Here is an 18,926-nt window from a genome sequence, read left to right as displayed (position 1 = left end):
GGACGGTACAAGTGGCGGCCACCTGCAGTGGTGCAAGTGGCCTGCCGCATGACAGTCTGGGGAACAGGTGGACGCAAGATCCATGGCCAATCCTCGGAAGGTGGACCGATTCAGATGAGTCATTGGACCTCCTCGGTGGGGGCGCAGAAGCTCGCCCGCCTCCTCGGCTCGCAGCGCGACCGCGAGGCACAGGGGCAGGGCGGCCGCGGCACCGTCACGCCGCTCGGCGGACGCCGCGCCCCCGCCTACCGCTCGCTCGCGGACGGCATCCGCCTGCTCGTCCTCGAAGGCCGGGTCCCCGTTGCCGCCCGGCTGCCCGCCGAGCGCGAGCTCGCCGCCGCCCTCTCCGTCAGCCGCACGACCGTCGCCGCGGCCTACGAGGCCCTGCGCAGCGAGGGCTTCCTCGAGTCCCGGCGCGGCGCCGGCAGCTGGACCGCGGTGCCCGCCGGCAACCCGCTGCCCACCCGCGCCCTGGACCCGCTGCCCCCGGAGGCCGCCGGCTCCGTCATCGACCTCGGCTGCGCCGCCCTGCCCGCTCCCGAGCCCTGGCTCGGCCGCGCCGTCCAGGGCGCCCTGGAGGAGCTGCCGCCCTACGCGGCCACCCACGGCGACTACCCCGCCGGCCTGCCCGCCCTGCGCCAGGCCATCGCCGACCGCTACACCGCCCGCGGCGTGCCCACCATGCCCGAGCAGATCATGATCACCACGGGGGCCATGGGGGCCGTCGCCGCCATCTGCCGGCTCATCGCCGGCCGCGGCGAGCGCGTCGCCGTCGACTCGCCCTCGTACGCCAACGTCCTCCAGCTCATGCGCGAAGCCGGCGCCCGCCTGGTGCCCGTCGCCATGGCCGACGGGCTCGGCGGCTGGGACCTGCCGGCCTGGCGCCAGGTGCTGCGCGACGCCGCCCCCCGCATGGCCTACGTCATCGGCGACTTCCACAACCCCACCGGTGCGCTCGCCACCGAGGAACAGCGGCGGCAGCTCGTCGAGGCGGCGCGCGCCGCCGGCACCCTGCTCGTCGCCGACGAGACCATGGCCGACCTCTGCCTGGAACCCGGCCTGGAACTGCCGCGCCCCGTCTGCGCCTTCGACCCCGCCGGCAACGCCGTCATCACCGTCGGCTCCGCCAGCAAGTCCTTCTGGGCCGGCCTGCGCATCGGCTGGGTGCGTGCCGCACCCGAGGTGATCCGCAGCCTGGTCGCCGCCCGCGCCTACGCCGACCTCGGCACGCCCGTGCTCGAACAGCTCGCCGTCACCTGGCTGCTGACCACCGAGGGCTGGGACGCCGCCGTCGCCATACGGCGGACCACGACGCGCGAGAGCCGCGACTCCCTCGTCGCGGCCGTCCGGCGCCACCTGCCCGAATGGGAGTTCACCGTCCCGCGCGGCGGCCTCACGCTGTGGGTGCGCACCGGAGGCCTCTCCGGCTCCCGCATCGCCGAGGCGGGCGAACGCCTCGGAGTGCGCGTGCCGTCGGGCCCCCGCTTCGGCGTCGACGGCGCCTTCGAGGGCTACGTCCGCCTCCCGTTCACCGTCACGGGCGCCGTAGCGGAGGAAGCGGCGTCCCGCCTGGCCGAGGCCGCCCGCCTGGTAGCAAGCGGCGCGACGGCAGCGGTCGAGGCTCCGCGGACGTATGTGGCGTAAAGGGTCGGGGGCGGGGCTCGCGCGGGCCTGTGCGGGCTTGCCCGCGCCTGCCCGGAGACGACCTTCGGCGTCGCCGAGCCGACTCGAGGCGCGCGGGCACCGCCGGGCTGCGCCGTGGGGGCTGAGCGCCGTCGCGGCGGGGTCACAGGTGCTGGCACCTGTGACCCGGGTGGCGGGAAGCTTGCGGGTCGGCGGTTTACTTCCGCCGCAATGGCGAGTTGCCGGCGACGGGATGTCCGGCGGTGCCGGGCCGGGCTGAGGTGTGTGGTGTACCGCCGGGCTGAGCCGTAGGGGCTGACGCTGTTGCCGCGGATCTACGGTGACCGCTTGCCGGGGCGGCAACCTCTTTCCGCCGCGACGGCGAGTTACCGGCGACAGGATGTCCGGCGGTGCCGAGCCGGCCTGAGGTGCGCGGGGCACCGCCGGGCTGCGCCGTAGGGGCTGAGCGCCGTCGCGGCGGGGTCACAGGTGGCGGAACCTGTGATCCGGGATGGCGGGGAGCCTGCGGGTGGGCGGTTTTCTTCCGCCGCGACGGCGGGTACTGGTGGCAGGGTGTCCGGCGGTGCCGGGCCGGGTTGAGGTGTGCGGGCACCGCCGGGCTGCGCTGTAGGGGGTGAGCGCCGTCGTGGTGGGGACTGCAGTGGTCGTCTGCTGGGTTGGGTGCCTGTTTCCGCCGTGGTGGCTAGTGGTCGGCGGTGACTCGCCGGCTTGAGGTGTGCGTGGCACCGTGGGGCGTGAGGGCCGTTTCGGGTTACGTGGGCTGGATCGATAGGGGGCCGGGTTCGTTGCCGGGGTGGCCGGGGGTGTGGGCCTTCTCGGGGTGTTCGTCTTCGGTGGGCGGTCCGGGGTCGTGCGTGGGGGCCGCGCCGGACGGGCCCGGCAGGAGGGCCAGGATCGCCTGCCGTTCGCGTTCGGACGTGTCCTCGTCGTACGGGTCGGGCGTCGACGGGACCTGCATCCGGTGTACCGGGCCCGAGCCGAGGCGGGCGTAGCCGCGGCCGGCCGGGGCCTCCGGCGGGGGCGTGCTCTGCGGCGGGGCGCCGAGTACGGAGCGCACCTGGTCGGCGGTGACGGCGCCGAGGACCACGCGGGCGCGCGTGTGCGTGAGCACCGGCTCGGCGAGCAGGGACGTGTTCGCCGCGTCGTCCAGATGATCGCCCACTACGACCGTGACGTTCGCGACCCGCCCGTGGCGCAGCGGCACCTGCAGCAGCTCCTGGGGATCGGTCCGCCCCTCGCCCGCGGCGAGGTGGCTGAGCGCGGTGGGCCGGTCGAGGAGGATCCACAGGGGGCGGCGGACGTCCTCGGGGGTCTGGTGGCCCTGCCGGCGGGCGTGGTTGGCCGTGAGGAGCCGCCGCTCGGTCTCGTGGGTGGCCCACTCCAGGGCGGCGAGGGCGCCCGCGGGCGAGGATTCGACGGCCAGGACGCCGTCCCGCCCGCGGAGGAAGGCGAATTCGCCGGATCCGCTGCCGTCGACGGCCACGACGTCGCCCTCGTGCAGGGCCTGGAGCGCGAGCGAGCGCAGCAGCGTGCTGGTGCCGGCGGCGGGCCGGCCGAGGACCAGCAGGTGCGGCTCGGTGGAGCGCTGGCCGCTGCGCCACAGCACCGGCGGCTCGTCGCGGCGGTCCGCGCCGTCGAGGAGAACGGGCAGGGTGCGGTGCACGGCGCCGGGGTCGGTGAAGCCAAGGACGCTCTCGCCGGGCGCGGTCACGAACCGCTGGGCGAAGATGTCGGCCGGCAGCGGCGGCAGGACGTACAGGTGGAGGCGGTTGGCCTCCTCGTCCCAGTCGAAGCGGTACTCCCGCCCGCGGCCGGCCTTCATCTGCAGCAACTGCTCGATCCTGGCCCGGGATTCGGGTTCGCCGTCGGTGAAGTAGGCCGGGTAGCGCAGCTCCAGGGAGACCAGCCGGCCGCTGTGGTCGAAGGCGTGGGACGCGAACGCCTCCTCGCGGTCGCCGTCGTACGCGTAGAGCGGTGCCGGGTCCTCGGGGACGGAGAGGTAGGGCACCAGGGCCTCGTAGAGCGCCTGGAGCCGTTCGCCCTCCCCTTCGCGGGCCACCGTCTGGTGCGCGGAGCCGCGGTCGCGCCCGGCCCAGGCCGCCAGCGTCATCAGGGCGATGCCGGCGAACGCGGGCCCGTACGGCACGAGCGCCACGATGGCGATGCAGGAGCCCACCAGCAGCAGGGTGGGCCCGCGCCGGTCGCCCGGTGTCTCCACCCACTTGCGCCACGCGCCGGCCGCCAGGGCACGCAGTCCGCGCGCGATGACGATCAGCGGGTGGAATATGTCGGCCGCGCTGTCGGCCGCCGTGCGCGCGAGATCCTGCCCGCGGGCGATCCGCCGGCTGTCGGTCAGGCTGCGGGGGAGCTGTCGTGGGTCCACGTCGGTCTCCTCCTGCGGACGGGGCGGCGAGGGCGGCGGGCCGCGGAACGGCGGCGGAGTGAGAGGCGGGCGCGGCCGGTGCCCGGCGGCCGGTGCTCGTGGGGGCGGTCAGAACTTGAGGCCGCCCAGGAGCCCGGCGAGGCTCGCGCTGCCCGCTCTGATGCTGGGGGCGATGGCGGTGCTGGAGAGGTAGAAGCCGAAGAGGGCGCAGACGATGGCGTGGCTGGCCTTCAGGCTGTCCTTGCGGAAGAACAGGAAGACGATGATGCCGAACAGCACGACGCCGGAGATGGACAGAATCATGACGTTCTCCTGAGTGGTCGAGGGGTTCACCATGAGCTCCTCAAGACTCACAGAAAGTATTAATGCGACAAAAGGGCAGCGCAGTTCGATCACCGTCCGGAAGCCTTGATCGGCAAGGAGCGGATCTTCGTCCGCGAAGGGACGAAGCGGGACAAACCGCCTGACCGTGGCTCCGGGCCGCGCCCCGGGGCGTGAAACCGGCCGACGGCGCCGGCTCCTGCGCGAGCGATTCCCAATTCACCCGAACGGGCGCGTCCGTGCCTGCCGGACACCGCGCCGCGACCGTACATAGGGTGGGAAGTACACCGACATCGCGTGCTGTCCAGGCGCCCAACCGGAGGACCGCAGACCATGACCGAGCAGACCCCCGAGACCGAGCCCGCCCACGACCCCGAGGTGCTCCAGCTCGCGGCCAAGGTCTTCGACCTGGCGCGCCACGGCGACACCGACACCCTCGCCGCCTACGTGGACGCGGGCGTGCCGGCCAACCTCACCAACGACCGCGGCGACTCCCTGATCATGCTGGCCGCCTACCACGGCCACCTCGACGCCGTCACCGCCCTCCTGGAGCGCGGCGCGGACCCGAACCGGGCCAACGACCGCGGCCAGACGCCCCTCGCGGGCGCGGTCTTCAAGGGCGAGGACGAGGTCGTCCGCACGCTGCTGGCGCACGGCGCCGACCCGGCCGCCGGGGCCCCCTCGGCCATCGAGGCCGCGGGCGTGTTCGGCCGGCAGGACCTGCTGGAGCTCTTCCGGGGCGAGTGACTCGGGGGGCGGGCCGGCCCTGCAGCGAGTGAACCCTCGCTCAGGCGGCGTCCGCACCGCGCCGGCGTCCCGGCCCGCCCGCACGCGGGCCCGGGCGCCCTGCTCGTCCTGCCTCCCCCGGTGCGCCCGCCTCGCGTGGCTCGATCACGAGGCTGGCTCGTTCGCGGTCTTTCGCAGCGGCGCGCCCCGGGGCGCAATGAGAGGCCGGTGGTTCGCGCGCCGGCGGCCGCCAAGCCCGCTCCGGAGGTCGCCCAGTCATGCGGATCGCCTACCTGCACTCTGGAAGCATTCCCTCCGTCTATGCCAACGGCGTGCACGTGATGCGGATGTGCGACGCGTTCACCGACGCCGGGCACGACACCGAGCTCTACGCCCTGCCCGGCGCGGCCCCCGCGGAGGACGTCCACGCCTACTACGGCACCCGCAACCGCTTCCCCATTCGCACCCTCCCCCTGCCCTCGGTACCGGGGATCGGCGACTGGCTCCGGGCCCGCCGCCTGCGCGCCGAGATCCTGCGCCACGGCGTCCCCGACCTGCTCTACGGGCGCGACCTGCACGGCCTCGTCGCCGCCTCCGGGCTCGCGCCGCTCGTCTACGAGACCCACCTGCTGCAGCACAGCAAGGCCGTCCGCGCGGCCGAACGGCTGCTCTTCCGCAGCCCCGGCCTCACCCGTGTCGTCTTCGTCTCCCAGGCGCTCGCCGACGACTACCGCGCAGCCTTCCCCCGCCTCGGTGCCCGGCTGGGCGCCCGTCCGGGCATCGACCTCGTCACCGCCCACGACTGCGCCGACCCCGTCCCCGCGGGCGGGTCCGTGGCGGAACTCCCCGGCAGGCCGGGAGCCGTGAAGGCCGGCTACGTCGGCCACCTCTACCCCGGCCGCGGCACCGACGTCATCCTCGCCCTCGCCGGCCGCCTGCCCGACGTCGACTTCCACCTCGTCGGCGGCACCGAGCAGGACCTGGCCCACTGGCAGGGCCGTAACACCCGCACCAATGTCTACTTCCACGGCCACCTGCCGCCCGCCGCCCTGGCCCCGTACCAGCGGGCCTTCGACATCGTCCTCGCCCCGTACCAGCACCACGTGGCCTGCGCCGGGGGCATCGGAGACATCGCCCGCTGGGTCTCCCCGATGAAGCTCTTCGAGTACATGTCGTACGGCAAGGCGATCGTCATCTCCGACCTCCCGGTGCTCCGGGAGGTCATGGCCGACGGGCACACCTGCCTGATGTGCCCGCCCGGCGACGTCGCGGCGTGGGCGGACGCCGTCATGGCCCTGGCCGCCGACCCGGCGCGGCGCCAGGCCCTCGGGGAGGCGGCCCGGCGGCAGCTGCTGGAGCGTCACACGTGGCGGGGGCGCGCCGACCGTGTCCTGCCGCCCGGGGCCCGGGCGGCACCACGGGTCCCCGGGGAACCCGCGGACCTGCCCCGGGAAGGGCGTCCGTAGTGCGCGCCGTGGTCACCGGCGCGGCCGGCTTCATAGGCTCCCACCTCTGTGCGCACCTCCTGGCCGCCGGCGACAGCGTCGCCGGCATCGACGCGCTCACCGATTCCTACGACCCGGCCCTCAAAGAGCGCAACCTGCGCGGTCCGATGAGCTGCCCGGCCTTCACCTTCCACCGCGCCGACCTGCTGGACGCCGCGCTCGACCCCGTGCTCGACGGCGCGGACGTCGTCTACCACCTCGCCGCCCAGCCCGGCATCCGGCCTTCCTGGGGGCGCGAGTTCGCCCTCTACGCCGACCGGAACGTCCTGGCCACCCAGGTGCTGCTGGAAGCCGTCCGGGGGCGCCCGCTGGTCAAGTTCGTCTACGCGTCCAGCTCCTCCGTCTACGGTGACGCCCGTGCCTTCCCGACGGCCGAGACGGCGTGCCCCCGGCCCGTCTCGCCCTACGGGGTGACCAAGCTCGCGGCCGAGCACCTGTGCGAGCTGTACCGCACGGCCTACGGGGTGCCCGCCGTCGCCCTGCGGCTGTTCACCGTCTACGGGCCCCGGCAGCGGCCCGACATGGCCTTCGCCCGCCTCCTGGCCGCGGCGCGGGGCGGGGCGCCGTTCCCGCTCTACGGGGACGGCGAGCAGACCCGCGACTTCACCTACGTCCAGGACGTCGTCACCGGCATGCGGGACGCCGCCCTGTCCGGCTTCACCGGAGTGGCCAACATCGGCGGCGGCTCGCCGGTGTCCATGAAACAGGCCATCGCCGCCGTGGAAAGCGTCGCCGGGCCCGTCGCCGTGGTCCCGCGGCCACCGGGGCCGGGCGACGCCCGGCACACCGGGGCCGACATCACCCTCGCCGCCCGCGCCTTCGGCTTCCGCCCGCGGACGGCGCTGCACGACGGGATCGCGGCCATGGCCGGCGGCCGGGGGCACCGGGACGGGGCGCCGTGACGGGGCCGGACGCCGGGCCCGACGCCGGGGCGGCGGTTCCCGGGCCTGCTCCCGGATCTGCTCCCGGGCCGGTCCCGGGTGCGGCCTCCCGGCCCCCGGCCGGGCCCGCCGCCCTGCACACCGTCGAACCCGGCCCGTACGGCATCCCCGTCTCACTGCGGCACGTCCTCGACGGCGCCCTCGTGGCCGTCAAGGGCGGATTGCGCCACATCGGCGCGCTGGGGACGATCCGGCGGGAGGCCGTCCGCGCCGTGGCCGCCGCCCTGCCGGCGGCCGAGGCGTCCCGGGTCTCCGGGGCGCTGGAAAACGTGCACCGCCACGCGGACACCGCGCAGATCGAGGCCGTCCGCACCGACCTGGAGACACGGCTGCGGCCCTTCTCCCGCACCGTCCTGCACGACGTGGCCGGGGCCCTGGAGCCGCAAGGAGCCCGGCTCTATCTCAGCGGGCACCTCGGGATCCGCGTCATGCCGCCGCAGCGCTCCGTTGGGTCCGGGGGAGGGGAACTGGCCGGACTCGAGGGCTTCCTGACCCCGCGTGACGCGCACGTCGACTCCTGGTTCAACACCGCCGTCAACTCCGTCAACCTCTGGATGGCCGTCGGCCCGGTCCGCAGCGGCAACGGTCTGCTGTTCTACCCCGACGCGTACCGGCGCCCCCTCCGCCACGACGGACACACACTGCTGCCCGGCCAGCGGATCGGCGCCCCGGTCGACATCGAACTGGAGCCCGGGGACATCCTCCTCTTCGCCGGCGACCACCTGCACGCGTCCCAGCCCAACGCCACGGACGAGACCCGCTTCGTCATCACGAAGCGGCTGTGCGTAGGGGTACCGCGCTACCCGTCGCGAGCGACGGGCTGGGTCCCGTACGAGGACCCCCGTCTCTGGGGGACACGCTGGGAACGCTGGGCGACGTGGCGGTCACGCCTGACACCGGGGGGCGTGAGAGACGCGCTGAGGACGGCGCGGGGGCGGACGTAGGGGGAGACGACCGGGCCCCGCCGGTCCGGCGCGCGGGAAGTCGTGCACGGGTGTGTGCTGCCGCGGGGGCCCGTACTCCGCTGCCGCAGGCATCTGTTCGCGCGGCGACGGCGAGATGTGGACACAAGCAGTTCGGCGCTGCCGGGTCGGCCGGGCTTGCGTGGGTCCTGGCCTGTGGTGGGTAGCGGCTGTTGCTGCCGGGCGTGCGGTGTCGTAGGCATCTGTTCGCGCCGCGACGGTGGGACGTGGGCACGAGTAGTCCGGCGCTGCCGGGCCGGACGGCCCTACGCGGCGTCTGTGCGATCGCCGTCGGCGGGGTGGGGTGCCGTTGGTCCCGGCTTGTGGTGGGCAGTGGTTGTTGCTGCCGGGCGTGTGGTGCCGCAGGCATCTGTTCGCGCCGCGACGGTGGGACGTGGGCACGAGTAGTCCGGCGCTGCCGGGCCGGACGGCCCTACGCGGTGCCCCGCGCGATCGCCGCGCACTGCCGCAGCAGCTCCGCCCCGTGCTCCGTCAGGCCCGTCCTGTGCGCGGCGAGGGACGTTACCGCCGTTCCCAGGTCCGTCAGCAGGCGGTCGTGGCGGGTGCGTACCGCCGTCGCCCCAGCGGCAGGGAGCGCACCCTCGTCCGCCGTCCGCCGGTGGAGGAGGGCGCACCGGGCCAGGACCACCGTCTGCTGGAACAGCCCGCTGAGCGGGCGCGGATCGGACCGCAGGGGCGTGGCCAGAGGGCCCGCCGTGTCGTCGGCCGCGGGGCGCAGGAACGGCGCCTGTACTCCCGCCACGTTGCAGCGGTTGTGCGTGCCCTCGTGGACCAGCGCCTCGGCCAGCCGGGCCGGGCCGGGCAGCCCGGAGCGGGTCGCCGAGAGCCGCCTGCGGTTGATCAGGACCGCGCCGTGGACGGCGAAGTCGGTGAATCCGTCGATCGCCATGCCGTCCAGGAGCGCCACTTGGCGGACCACGGTACGGAGTTCGTCCAGCATCTCGGGCCACACGCCCTGAAGCAGCCCTACCGCCGCCTTCAGGGCCTCCCGGTCGGCGGTCCGCCACGGGCCGAGCGCGGCCGTGACCGGCTGCCCGTCGGCCCCCGGCCTGGACGGCAGCTGGGCCAGGGCGCGCCGCAGGCTGCGCAGCAGGTGGGGGTGGTCCGGCGGGCCGGCGAGCTCGACCGGCCACGCGGCGGGCCCGGTCGCGGCAGGGGCGGGCGGCCCGGCCCACCCGTTCGCCGGCGCGGTGCCCGCACCCGCGCCCCCGCCCGCGCGCCGCACCGCGGCCTGCGCCCGGTGCGCGGCCTCCACGGCGGCCGGGTGCAGGGGGAGCGGCGGCAGTCCCGCGTCCTCCGCCACCGCCGTCAGCAGCCGCTGCAGCGCCTGCTGGTCGGCGTGCGCCGCCGTGAGGTCCGGTTCGACGTCCACGCAGTCCTCCCGCCTCGCCCCCGTAGCCACCCTTGCCCCTGCCCTTGCCCCTGCCCTCGCCCTCGGGTCGCACGGAGCGGCCGACCGGGCCCGTGCCCGGTCGGCCGCCGGAGTGCGGTCCGCGCAGCGCGGCCGGGTTACTCCTCGAACGGTATGTCGATCATGAGGGCGAGCTCGGGGAGTTCCTCGGCCGGGACTTCCTGGACTTCTACGATGTCCTGGGGCATTTCCGCTCCTTCGGCGGTGAGGGGTCTGGGCGTCTTGTGTTCGACGAGGCGCCGGAATACCGGCGCACCCGGATGCCATGGTGCCCACAGGGCAGCATGATCGCCATGGTGGAACGGGCCGTTCCGAGGCACCCGCACCCGCCCACCGGCCAGCGGTTTCCGCGTATCCGCGGTCGCCGTGGCTCAAAACCAGGGAGCGCGCCGTGGCCGTCCCCTCGGCGGAGAAGCCGACGCCGGTCACGCGCGCCCATGCCGCCCTCCTTTCCCCCGGGTCGGGTCACTCCGGGCGTTCGTAGACGGAGACGTGGTACGCGCTGGACGACGTGAACGGCGCGCCCGTCCAGTTGCCCCAGCGCTCGCGCAGCCGCAGCCCCGCGAGGCGCGCCATCAGGTCCAGCTCCCCCGGCGCCGCGTACCGGAACGACACCGTCGTACGGTGCATGCCGAGGCCGCCCGGGCCCTTGTCGAAGACGACGTAGTGGGAGCTGTAGCGCTGCGCCGCCCGGTCGGTCTCCCGGAACCGCAGGACGAGCTCGCCGCCCGCGGTCGGCAGCACCTGGCCGCCCGTGGAGCGGTCCGCCACGAGGGCCTCCGGTACGTGCGCGTCCAGGACGAACAGGCCGCCGGGGCGCAGCCGTCGGGCCGCGCCCGCGAAGCAGTCCACCTGGGCGTCCTGGCTGGGCAGTTCGGCGAACGTGCCGCTGACGACGTAGACGAGCGCGTACGCCCCCGGGATGCCGGCGTCGGCTCCCGCTCCCGCGCTGAAGTCCCCCATCGTCACCGGGATGTGCTCGCCGCCGGGCTTGGCCCGCAGCTGCTCCACCATGGCCGGGGAGGCGTCGATGCCGTGGACCTCCACGCCGCGCGCCGCGAGCGGCACCGCGATCCGGCCGGTGCCGATGCCCAGCTCCAGGGCCGGCCCCGGCCCGGCCCCCTCGGCGAGCCCGGCGAGGGCCGACACGGTGGCCGCGGTGGTGCCGGATGCGGCGAACCAGGAGTCGTAGCGGGCGGCGAAAGCGGTGTAGTCCGGCGAGCCGGATGAGGTCATGGTCGAGCCCTTTCTCGCGGTCGGCCGGCCGGTGGGCGGTCAGCCGAAGGGATGGGGGAGCGCGCCGGGCATCCGGCTGTCGTCGGCGGGCAGGGGCCGGGCACCGGGGGCGATCACCCGCACCACGTGGACGCCTTCCGCGCGGATGCCGGGGGTGTCGGTGTCGACGAGCAGCACGTCGCCGCCGGTGTGCGCGGCGAGCGCGGCAAGCCCCTCGTCCCTGCCGCCGGGCACATCCACGGCGCCGCTTGGTTGCGGCCCCGGCCCCGGCTCCTCCTGACCCGGCCGGGGCCGGGTGGCGCCGCCGTGCCCATCCGTCACCCCGTCCGTCCGGCTCTCCGGCCCGGCCCGTCCCGGCCGCGCCCCGGCCGCATCGCCCCGCCCGCTGTCGAGCGCATCCCCCGTCATGCCCCGCCCCCGCCTCCGCCCCGTCCAGTGCCCCAGGGCGTCCTGCCCGTGGAAGGCCCACAGGGCGTGTTCCAGGGCCGTGCGGGGTGGGGTCCGGCCGCCCCAGCCTTCCCACGTGCGCAGGGCCACGGGGCTGGTCATGCTCCAGCGCACCATCAGGGCCTCGTAGGCGGCTCTGGCCACCGTCACCGCGCGGTCGCCCGCCCGCGCGCAGCGGGCGCCGAAGCTCTGGCCGGGGCGGCCGGGCGTCGCCCCGCCGTGGACGCAGACCACGGCGCACTCCGTGCCGGCCGGGGCGGGCAGCGTCAGGAGCGCGGCCCGCAGACCCAGGGCGGTGAGGAGGATCCGTACGGGCCCGGGCAGCAGGTCGTCCGCGGGGACGGCGCGCTGCGGTGGTGCCCCGGGCCCGTACCAGCTGCGCCGGATCACGTCCCGTTCGAGGAGTTCGAGGGCGGCGTGACCGGCCGCGGCCGCCCGGTCCGGCCGGGCTCCCAGGCCCGTCGATCCCGCTCCCGACGTCGTGCCGCAGCCGGGCGGCGGGCGGTGCTGGAGGAACACCTCGCCCGCCGGGACGAGCAGTTCGGCGCCGGTGAGCGCGGAGCGGGCCGGAACCCACAGCTGGCGCACCGACCGGCCGGCCGTCCCGCCCGTGCCGTCGCCGAGCTCGGCCGGGTCCAGGGCGGGCACGCCGCGCCGCCGCCAGCCGTCGTGGTCGCCCACCCAGCGCGCGGCGCCCTCGGCGGCCCGTCCGGCCAGCACGTTGCCCATACGCTCCAGCAACTCGCCCCGGGCGCGCAGCGCGACGTCGGCGCGGTCGTCGCCGACGGCGCTGCCGATGAGGACCCGGCCCGCGCCGCTCGCGCTCGTCCGGCCGAACTCCGGTGACCGCGCGGCCGTGCGCGCGAAGACCACGCCCGGGCCCTCGGCGAACGGGGCGAACACTTCGGGCCGCCAGCGCTGCGCACGTCCGGAGCCGTCCGGGGACGGCGCGTCTCCCGGGGCGTCCGGGTGCGGTGTGGTCATCGCCCTCGATTGGACCAAAGGAGCAGCGCCGGCACAACGGCACCCGGCGCAACCGGCGTCGCGGCGGTGAATTCCAGCCGCCCGGCGTGCCGTTGACATTTGCGTGCGATCCGGCACGGTGGCGACAGCGCACGGGCCGCAGGGCCTCGTACCGCCCTGCCATCCCCCCCCCGCGAGGAGGCCGCGAACACATGACACCCGACCGCGCAGTCCGCCCCGGATCCGTTCCCCACCCGGGTTCCGTCCCCCGCCCCGGACCGCTGCTCCCCGCCGCCCGGCCGAAGATCTTCGGCATCGGCCTGTCCCGCACCGGAACCCGGTCCCTGACCGTCGCCCTGCGCACGCTCGGCTTCGACGTGGCCCACTACCCGGCCGATCGGGGCACCTACGCGGCGCTCCTCGCCGGTACCGCCCGCTTCCCGCTGCTCGACCACCGCGACGGCATCACCGACATCACCGTCGTGCCGTACTACCAGGACCTGGACCGGGCCTGGCCGGGCGCCAAGTTCATCCTCACCGTCCGCGAGGAGGAGGGCTGGCTGGCCTCCTGCCGCACCCACTGGAAGCGGGCGATCGACGGCAAGACCGGCCGGAGCGAGGTCTATCCGCAGCTGCAGCGCTTCCTGCGGGCCGCCGTCTACGCGAGCCACGAGTTCGACCCCGAGCGGTTCCGCACGGTCGCCCGCCGCCACACCGCCGAGGTGCTCCGCCACTTCGCCGGACGCCCCGGTGACCTGCTGGTCCTCGATATCACCGCCGGGCAGGGCTACGAGCGGCTGGCGCCCTTCCTCGGCGTCCCCGCCCCCGGCGACCCCTTCCCGCACTCCGACGACTACGCGAGGGTCCCGGCCGAGGGCCCCGCAGCCAAGGGCGCCGCCGGGCCGCCCGCCACGCCCGCCGGGCCCGCCACGCCCGCCGGGCCCGCGCGGTGAGCGGGTCCGGCCGGATCCGTACCCTCCCCGGGGACTTCTCCCCGTCCGGCGGCCGCCCCGTCGGCCGCCATGGCGCAGTGGGGCGACGGCCCCGACTTCACGGTCGCGGCGGGAGGCGGTCCGGCACGGCCGCGAGCGCCTGCCATACGACGTGACGCCCGATCAGCTCGCGGCCCGCATCGAAGAGCTGCCCGCCGTCGCGGGGCGCGAGACTGCGGCCCTCGGGCTGCCGCCGCTGCCGCTGCCGCCCCCGGCCATGGCGGACGTGTACGAGGCCGCCGAGGCCCTCCCGTGCAAGGAGCGGGCCAAGGTCTTCGGGCTCGGCCCGCCCGCCCCGGGGATCCTCAGCTCACCACCGCGCTGCAGGAGCCGGGCTTCGACCTCGCCTCGTTCCCCTTCGGCACGCGGGCGACACGGCCGCCCTGCGCCCCGGCGACCGCCGCTTCCCGGCCCTGCGCCACCACGACGGGTCGGCCGGCGTCTTCGCCCTGCCGCACCTCGCTGAACCGGACGCCCTCCACCCCCGGTTCCCGGTCCGTGCCGACCGTGCGCGACCAGGAGGGCCGGCTGCGCGCCGCCGAGCGGCTGTGGGACACCGGCCGGCCCGGGCGTACGAAGCTCAGTACGCCCGCGTCCGCGCGTACTTGGCCCCCCGCCCCGGCGAGCCACCGGCCCTCGACGTCTGCGGCGTGCGCCGCACTCTTTCCCGTACACCAGGACGAATCCGCCGGGCCTCCTGCCCTGCTGAAGCGGTCCTGCATCCCCTAAAGGGCCACGGGGGCAGAGTTCCGCCACGCGGCGGCCGGTGTGACGGCACCATGACCCGGTGACGAACGCCGCCGCCCCGAGCATCCCCGCCTCCGCCCCCGCCGCCGCCGCGCAGCCCGACCTCGATCTCGGCTGGGACGACCCGCACTTCCACCGCGTGGCCTCCGCGAGCCTGCGGCAGATGGCGGGCCGGCTGCCCGCCGTCCTCGGCCGGGCGGCCCGGCTGGGGTGGGCGGCGGACCGGGCGGCCACGGTGCAGATACTGGTCGCCCAGTGCGTGGCGGCCGCGGCCGCGGCGGTCGCGCTCGCCGCCACCGCGCGCGTCATGGCCGGGCTCTTCGGTCCCGGCACGGCCGCCGAGCACCTGTACGCGGCGCTGCCCGCGCTCACCGTCGCCGCCGCGGCCGCCGCCGTGCGCGCCTGCGCGGACGCCACGGCCCAGTACGCCGCCCTGCGGCTGGCCCCCGAGGTGACCGCCCTGGCCGACGAGCGCATCCTGGCCGACACCCCGGAGGTCGAGCTGACGGCCTACGACCGGCCCGACTTCAACGACGCCCTGCAGGCCGCCGGCACGGGCGCCCAGGCCACCCAGGACCTGATCACCGACGCCCAGGTGCTGCTCTCCGCCGTCGCCCAGCTGATCGCCGCGGCGGTCGTGCTCACCGCCCTGCACCCCCTGCTGCTGCCGCTGCTGGCCCTCGCCGCGCTGCCCAAGGGAGCCGCCGCCGTCGCCGCGGCCCGCATCGCCCACCGCGCCGCCCACACCAGCCTCGCCGACGACCGGTTGCGCTACCTCCTGCGCCGCTTCAGCACCGAGCCGCGCACGGCCGCCGAGATCCGGGCCGGCACCATGGCCCCGTACCTGCGCCAGTGGTACGCCCACCTCACCGACAGGATCCGCACCCGGCACCGCGACGCCGCCCCCCGCGTGCTGCTGGTGACGCTCTGCGGGGCGGCGGGTTCCGGCACCATGCTCGCCCTCACCTGGCTGACTGTCGGCGCGCTCGTCCTCGGCGGCGCCATGGGCCTGGCGGTCGCCGCCACCGCGGTTGTGGCCGTACGGGCCTCCACGGCCGCGCTGACCTCCCTGGTCATGGCGGGGGCCCGGCTCTTCCGCACCTCGCTCTACCTCCAGGACTGGCAGGATTTCCTGGACCTGGCCGAGGAGCTGCGGGCCGTACGCGGCCCGCAGCGGCTCGGGGCCGGCGGCCCCCGGGAGATCCGCGCCCGCGAGGTCTCCTACCGCCACCCCGGCGCCCCGTCCGGCAGGCCCGCCCTGGACCGTGTCAGCTTCACCCTGCGCTCGGGCGAACTCGTCGCGCTGGTCGGGGAGAACGGCTCCGGGAAGACCACCCTCTCCCGGCTGCTGACGGGGCTCTACCTGCCCACCGCCGGGCAGGTCACCTGGGACGGCACCGACCTCGCCGAGACCGACCCCCAGGACGTCTGGTCGCGCGTCGGGCTGGTCCCGCAGGACTACACGCGCTGGCCGATGGCGGCCCGCGAGAACATCACCCTGGGCCAGCCCCGCGGCGGCGATGACCTGGTGCGCACCGCTGCCCGCGCCGCGGGCGCCGACAGCGTCCTCGACGGCCTCCCGGGCGGCCTGGACACCCTCCTCGCCAAGTCGTTCCTGGGCGGCCACGACCTCTCCGGCGGCCAGTGGCAGCGCTTCGCCGTGGCGCGCGCCTTCTACCGCGAGGCCGCCGTCCTCGTCCTCGACGAACCCACCTCCGCGATGGACCCGCGCGCCGAGCACACCGTCATCAGCCGCTTCAAGGAGCTCGCCGCCGGACGTGCCGCCGTGTTCGTCACGCACAATCTGACCAACACCCGTATCGCCGACCGCATCGTCGTCCTCGCCGAGGGCCGCATCGTGGAGGAGGGCACCTTCGAAGAACTCGCCGTCGGGGGAGGACTCTTCGCGGAGCTGTACAAACTGTCCCAGGACCGGTGACGCGGCGCGGGAAGGGTTTAGGAATCCGCGATTCCGTTAGCAATGAAGGCGCCGTACCTTCCATGCATGGCTGTGCGGAGCACATAGGGCGTTCGTCGTGTGCGCAAGTCGGGGTGCCGACCCAGCGAAGTCCGCCACCCGCAGGTGCCGGAACGGCGCTTCCGGCACCGACCAGGGCCATCGGCAACGGCTACGCCATCCGGTACGGCGCAGAAGCCCGCGGCACGGCATCGGGCGGGCCCGGCACCGCCGGAGAAAACCAGGCGGGCCTGCCTGTTGCCGGACCTCTCAATCAGTGCGGCGGGGCGGACGCCCTACCCTCCCGGTTACTGTGACTGTCTAGTGAACGGTTCCTTCCGCCTCCGCCAGGCCCGGACTTTGCACCGCCGCGAGCAGAAGACGGCTGTCGACCGCCGGTCCAGCCCCGCCACCGGGCCCCGCACTCCGGGTACCCCGTCCCGTCCAGCCGGACGCATGGATCAGGGACCAGGGACCAGCGGGCGAGACAGGCATAGAACCGCTTCGGCCTGGGCCCGCAGGTGTCTCTCCCTGGCTCCGGGGCTCCGCCGGGCCTTACGAGACCTCACCGGAATGGTCCCGAGGTGCCGGCACCGCGTCACCGGGCGGGACCACTGGGCGCCTGGCTGTGTTCGCGGCAGGGGCCGGCGTGGTGAGGAGGAGGTTTTCGTAGGTGTGGTGCCGGCGGGTGGTGGTGCGGTGGTGCAGCAGGTGAGCGGCACGCTGTGGCTGGCCGGCATCGATGAGGGCGCGCGCGAGAGTGTCCTGGATGATTTCACGTTCGACACGGACACCGCCGATGCGTTCGGTCCGGTCGCCGAGAGCGGTCAGGAGGTCGACGGCCGGTCCGGGGCGGCCTGCGGTGAGATGGGCCAAGGCCAGAGCGACGGGGGCGAGGACCTCGGCGTAGTCCGGGCGGGGATCTCCCGCGGCGCGGCTGGCGAGGGCGTGCAGGGCGTCGGTGTCGGCGGCGACGGCGAGGCCCAGGGCGAGCTGGAAGGTGTGGAAGACCTCCGCCCAGCCGCCGGGCTCGGCCAGCAGCCGGTGGATATGGTCAAGCCCAGCGGTGCGGGCGGGGGTCTGTCCGGCGAGCAGCAGGCGCCAGTTGGTGGCCGAGCGCATGCCCACGTCCCCGTGGTGGAGCTCGGTATCGGCACGACGGCGGGCGTCGACGAAGTCGCCGGCGGCAATGGACTGCAGGGCGGCGTGCCATTGCAGGTGACGGCGCTGCACGGCGTGGGGGTCGGCGGCGAGCCAGGTGTCGATGAAGGCAGTGCAGGTGGGGCCGGTGCCGTGGTCGTGCTCGGCGTGCGCGCGGGCATGGACGGCCGGTCCCGAGCGGGGGTTGAGCTCCAGGGCGTGCTCGGCCAGCGCCCAGGCGTCATCCGGGCGCCCCTGCTCGGCCCGAGCCCCGGCCAGCCAGGACGCCCACGGCCAGGACTCCGGCCCGGCGAGCGCGTACTGCTGCTCGGTGAGCACGTGGCCGTGCTCGCGATACTCCAGAGGGCCTGCCAGGGCGAAGGCGCTCAGCATGCTCCCGGCGACCTCGTCGGCCGGGAACTGCGCGAAGTGCACGATCAGATGGTCGGCGGTGGCCCGGTAGTGCCGGTGGGTGTACAGGTAGATCGCGTAGACGAGGGACTGCTCACGCGCCCCGGCTTCCTTGGCTTCCCGGTGAGCGAGCACCAGCTCGCTGCGCAGCGTCGCGTCGTCCAGCGCCTCGTTGTCCGCCAGCACGACCAGCGCCCGGGCCGGCCCGCACCCGGGGCGCCGCTGCCCGAGCTCCTGGAGTGCGGCGGTGGAGCGGCCGGTCGCCGCCAGCCACTCGGCCACCGCCGGGTCGTCCGCTGACAGGGCGGCAAGCATCGGGGGCATCACCGTCATGTGGTGTCCAATCCGACGGTTTCGATGAGCTGGCCACCGCCGGGCAGGGACTTGGGGGCAATAACGGGAACGTTGATGTCACTGGTGGCGAAGTTTTCGAGGCTACAGGTGAGCCCGCTGTTGCCGCAGTGATTGCGCGGCAGCCCGAGCGGCAGCTGTCCGGCGTTGCCCGCCAAGGTTCCCCTGCTGGACGTCGTCGCACCGGCTGCCCGCGGCCCGCCCATGTTGGTGCAGACGTTGCCGGACGTGGAATTGCCGATGCCGATGACCGCGTGCGCCGGGGCCGCCGACAATGCCACCGCACCCAGTCCCGTACCGACCAGCACCGCCCGCTTCCGCGCCCATCCGGCCCGCGTCGCCACCACACCCATACGCCACCGCCCTCACCTCGTACCAGCAACCCTGGCTGAAATTTCTATTCATGTGGCAACGACCGAGACATCGAGGAGGACACGGCTCCGGGACGCCGACGACATCAGCGCCCCCGGCACAACCGCAGCCTCGTCACCACGACCCAAGCCGAGGCGCCCCGGCCCTGCCTCTCGGACAGGTTCTTCGGTCGCTGCGGAGTGTGCTCCGGATAGGGGAGCGTAGGGATCATTTGGCGCGTGGCTGCGGTTGAACGTGGCGCTTGGCCTGCGGGTTGTGCGCTCGACCAGCCCTTTCCAGTTGCGTGTGGAGGCCGGCGGCTCCACGCTGGGCAATATGTGCGTGCTCGAGGACGGGCAGATTCTGTCCTTTGTACCACTGGTGTCGACAGGCCATCTTGCACTCGTTGTTCAGGAG

Annotated in this window: 15 protein-coding genes; 7 read left to right on the top strand and 8 right to left on the bottom strand. The window is 75.0% G+C overall.

The window, feature by feature from the left end; genetic code table 11:
• The first annotated feature begins 114 nt into the window (after window positions 1–114).
• Window positions 115–1,644, top strand: coding sequence for an SCO1417 family PLP biosynthesis transcription factor (locus tag FGW37_RS05010; protein WP_179079950.1), 1,530 nt, complete (start codon window positions 115–117; stop codon window positions 1,642–1,644).
• Window positions 1,645–2,395: 751 nt separating this feature from the next.
• On the opposite strand, the gene FGW37_RS05005 is transcribed toward FGW37_RS05010, so the two are convergent.
• Together FGW37_RS05005 and FGW37_RS05000 are read right to left on the bottom strand one after the other, a co-directional pair.
• A complete protein-coding gene (locus tag FGW37_RS05005) occupies window positions 2,396–4,027 on the bottom strand; it encodes a hypothetical protein (protein ID WP_179079949.1) in 1,632 nt (543 codons plus the stop codon).
• A gap of 108 nt (window positions 4,028–4,135) precedes the next feature.
• Window positions 4,136–4,330, bottom strand: a complete 195-nt coding sequence (locus FGW37_RS05000; protein ID WP_058047788.1) for a hypothetical protein — start codon at window positions 4,328–4,330, stop codon at window positions 4,136–4,138.
• 351 nt (window positions 4,331–4,681) lie between these two features.
• Between FGW37_RS05000 and FGW37_RS04995 the strand changes: the two genes are divergently transcribed.
• The 4 genes from FGW37_RS04995 (at window position 4,682) to FGW37_RS04980 (ending at window position 8,464) form a co-directional block, all read left to right on the top strand.
• Window positions 4,682–5,095, top strand: coding sequence for an ankyrin repeat domain-containing protein (locus FGW37_RS04995; RefSeq protein WP_179079948.1), 414 nt, complete (start codon window positions 4,682–4,684; stop codon window positions 5,093–5,095).
• 257 nt (window positions 5,096–5,352) lie between these two features.
• Entirely contained in the window at window positions 5,353–6,540 is a 1,188-nt protein-coding gene (locus tag FGW37_RS04990; protein ID WP_179079947.1) for a glycosyltransferase family 4 protein, read from the top strand.
• Entirely contained in the window at window positions 6,540–7,481 is a 942-nt protein-coding gene (locus FGW37_RS04985; RefSeq protein ID WP_179079946.1) for an NAD-dependent epimerase/dehydratase family protein, read from the top strand. Before FGW37_RS04990 ends, FGW37_RS04985 begins: the two co-directional genes overlap by 1 nt.
• Window positions 7,478–8,464, top strand: coding sequence for a phytanoyl-CoA dioxygenase family protein (locus tag FGW37_RS04980; protein ID WP_179079945.1), 987 nt, complete (start codon window positions 7,478–7,480; stop codon window positions 8,462–8,464). The genes FGW37_RS04985 and FGW37_RS04980 overlap by 4 nt, the downstream gene beginning before the upstream one ends.
• A gap of 451 nt (window positions 8,465–8,915) precedes the next feature.
• Here FGW37_RS04980 and FGW37_RS04975 read toward each other — a convergent pair whose 3' ends face one another.
• The 3 genes from FGW37_RS04975 to FGW37_RS04965 all read right to left on the bottom strand — a co-directional run bounded on the left by FGW37_RS04975 (window position 8,916) and on the right by FGW37_RS04965 (window position 12,581).
• Complete coding sequence (locus tag FGW37_RS04975) at window positions 8,916–9,875, bottom strand: aKG-HExxH-type peptide beta-hydroxylase (RefSeq protein ID WP_179079944.1); 960 nt, start codon at window positions 9,873–9,875, stop codon at window positions 8,916–8,918.
• Window positions 9,876–10,379: 504 nt separating this feature from the next.
• Complete coding sequence (locus FGW37_RS04970; protein ID WP_179079943.1) at window positions 10,380–11,150, bottom strand: class I SAM-dependent DNA methyltransferase; 771 nt, start codon at window positions 11,148–11,150, stop codon at window positions 10,380–10,382.
• Window positions 11,151–11,189: 39 nt separating this feature from the next.
• Complete coding sequence (locus tag FGW37_RS04965; protein WP_179079942.1) at window positions 11,190–12,581, bottom strand: YcaO-like family protein; 1,392 nt, start codon at window positions 12,579–12,581, stop codon at window positions 11,190–11,192.
• A gap of 191 nt (window positions 12,582–12,772) precedes the next feature.
• Between FGW37_RS04965 and FGW37_RS04960 the strand changes: the two genes are divergently transcribed.
• Entirely contained in the window at window positions 12,773–13,513 is a 741-nt protein-coding gene (locus FGW37_RS04960; protein WP_179079941.1) for a sulfotransferase family protein, read from the top strand.
• 344 nt (window positions 13,514–13,857) lie between these two features.
• Here the strand turns inward: FGW37_RS04960 and FGW37_RS04955 are convergent, their stop codons facing one another.
• Entirely contained in the window at window positions 13,858–14,109 is a 252-nt protein-coding gene (locus FGW37_RS04955) for a hypothetical protein (protein ID WP_179079940.1), read from the bottom strand.
• A 230-nt stretch (window positions 14,110–14,339) separates the two neighbouring features.
• On the opposite strand from FGW37_RS04955, the gene FGW37_RS04950 reads away from it, so the two are divergent.
• Window positions 14,340–16,238 carry an ABC transporter ATP-binding protein gene (locus FGW37_RS04950; RefSeq protein WP_246430272.1) on the top strand — a complete coding sequence of 633 codons (1,899 nt, stop codon included), beginning with the start codon at window positions 14,340–14,342 and terminating at the stop codon, window positions 16,236–16,238.
• 573 nt (window positions 16,239–16,811) lie between these two features.
• Here FGW37_RS04950 and FGW37_RS04945 read toward each other — a convergent pair.
• Together FGW37_RS04945 and FGW37_RS04940 are read right to left on the bottom strand one after the other, a co-directional pair.
• On the bottom strand, window positions 16,812–18,140 hold the full coding sequence (locus FGW37_RS04945) for a tetratricopeptide repeat protein (RefSeq protein WP_179079939.1): 1,329 nt from the start codon (window positions 18,138–18,140) through the stop codon (window positions 16,812–16,814).
• Entirely contained in the window at window positions 18,137–18,511 is a 375-nt protein-coding gene (locus tag FGW37_RS04940; RefSeq protein ID WP_179079938.1) for a chaplin family protein, read from the bottom strand. Before FGW37_RS04940 ends, FGW37_RS04945 begins: the two co-directional genes overlap by 4 nt.
• Between the last annotated feature and the right edge of the window lie 415 nt (window positions 18,512–18,926).

Origin of the sequence: Streptomyces rectiverticillatus, from assembly GCF_013394065.1 — a bacterium.
Classification (GTDB): domain Bacteria; phylum Actinomycetota; class Actinomycetes; order Streptomycetales; family Streptomycetaceae; genus Streptomyces; species Streptomyces rectiverticillatus.
The sequence above is the reverse complement of the archived record's forward strand: the minus strand, read 5'-3'. Positions and strand labels throughout refer to the sequence as shown.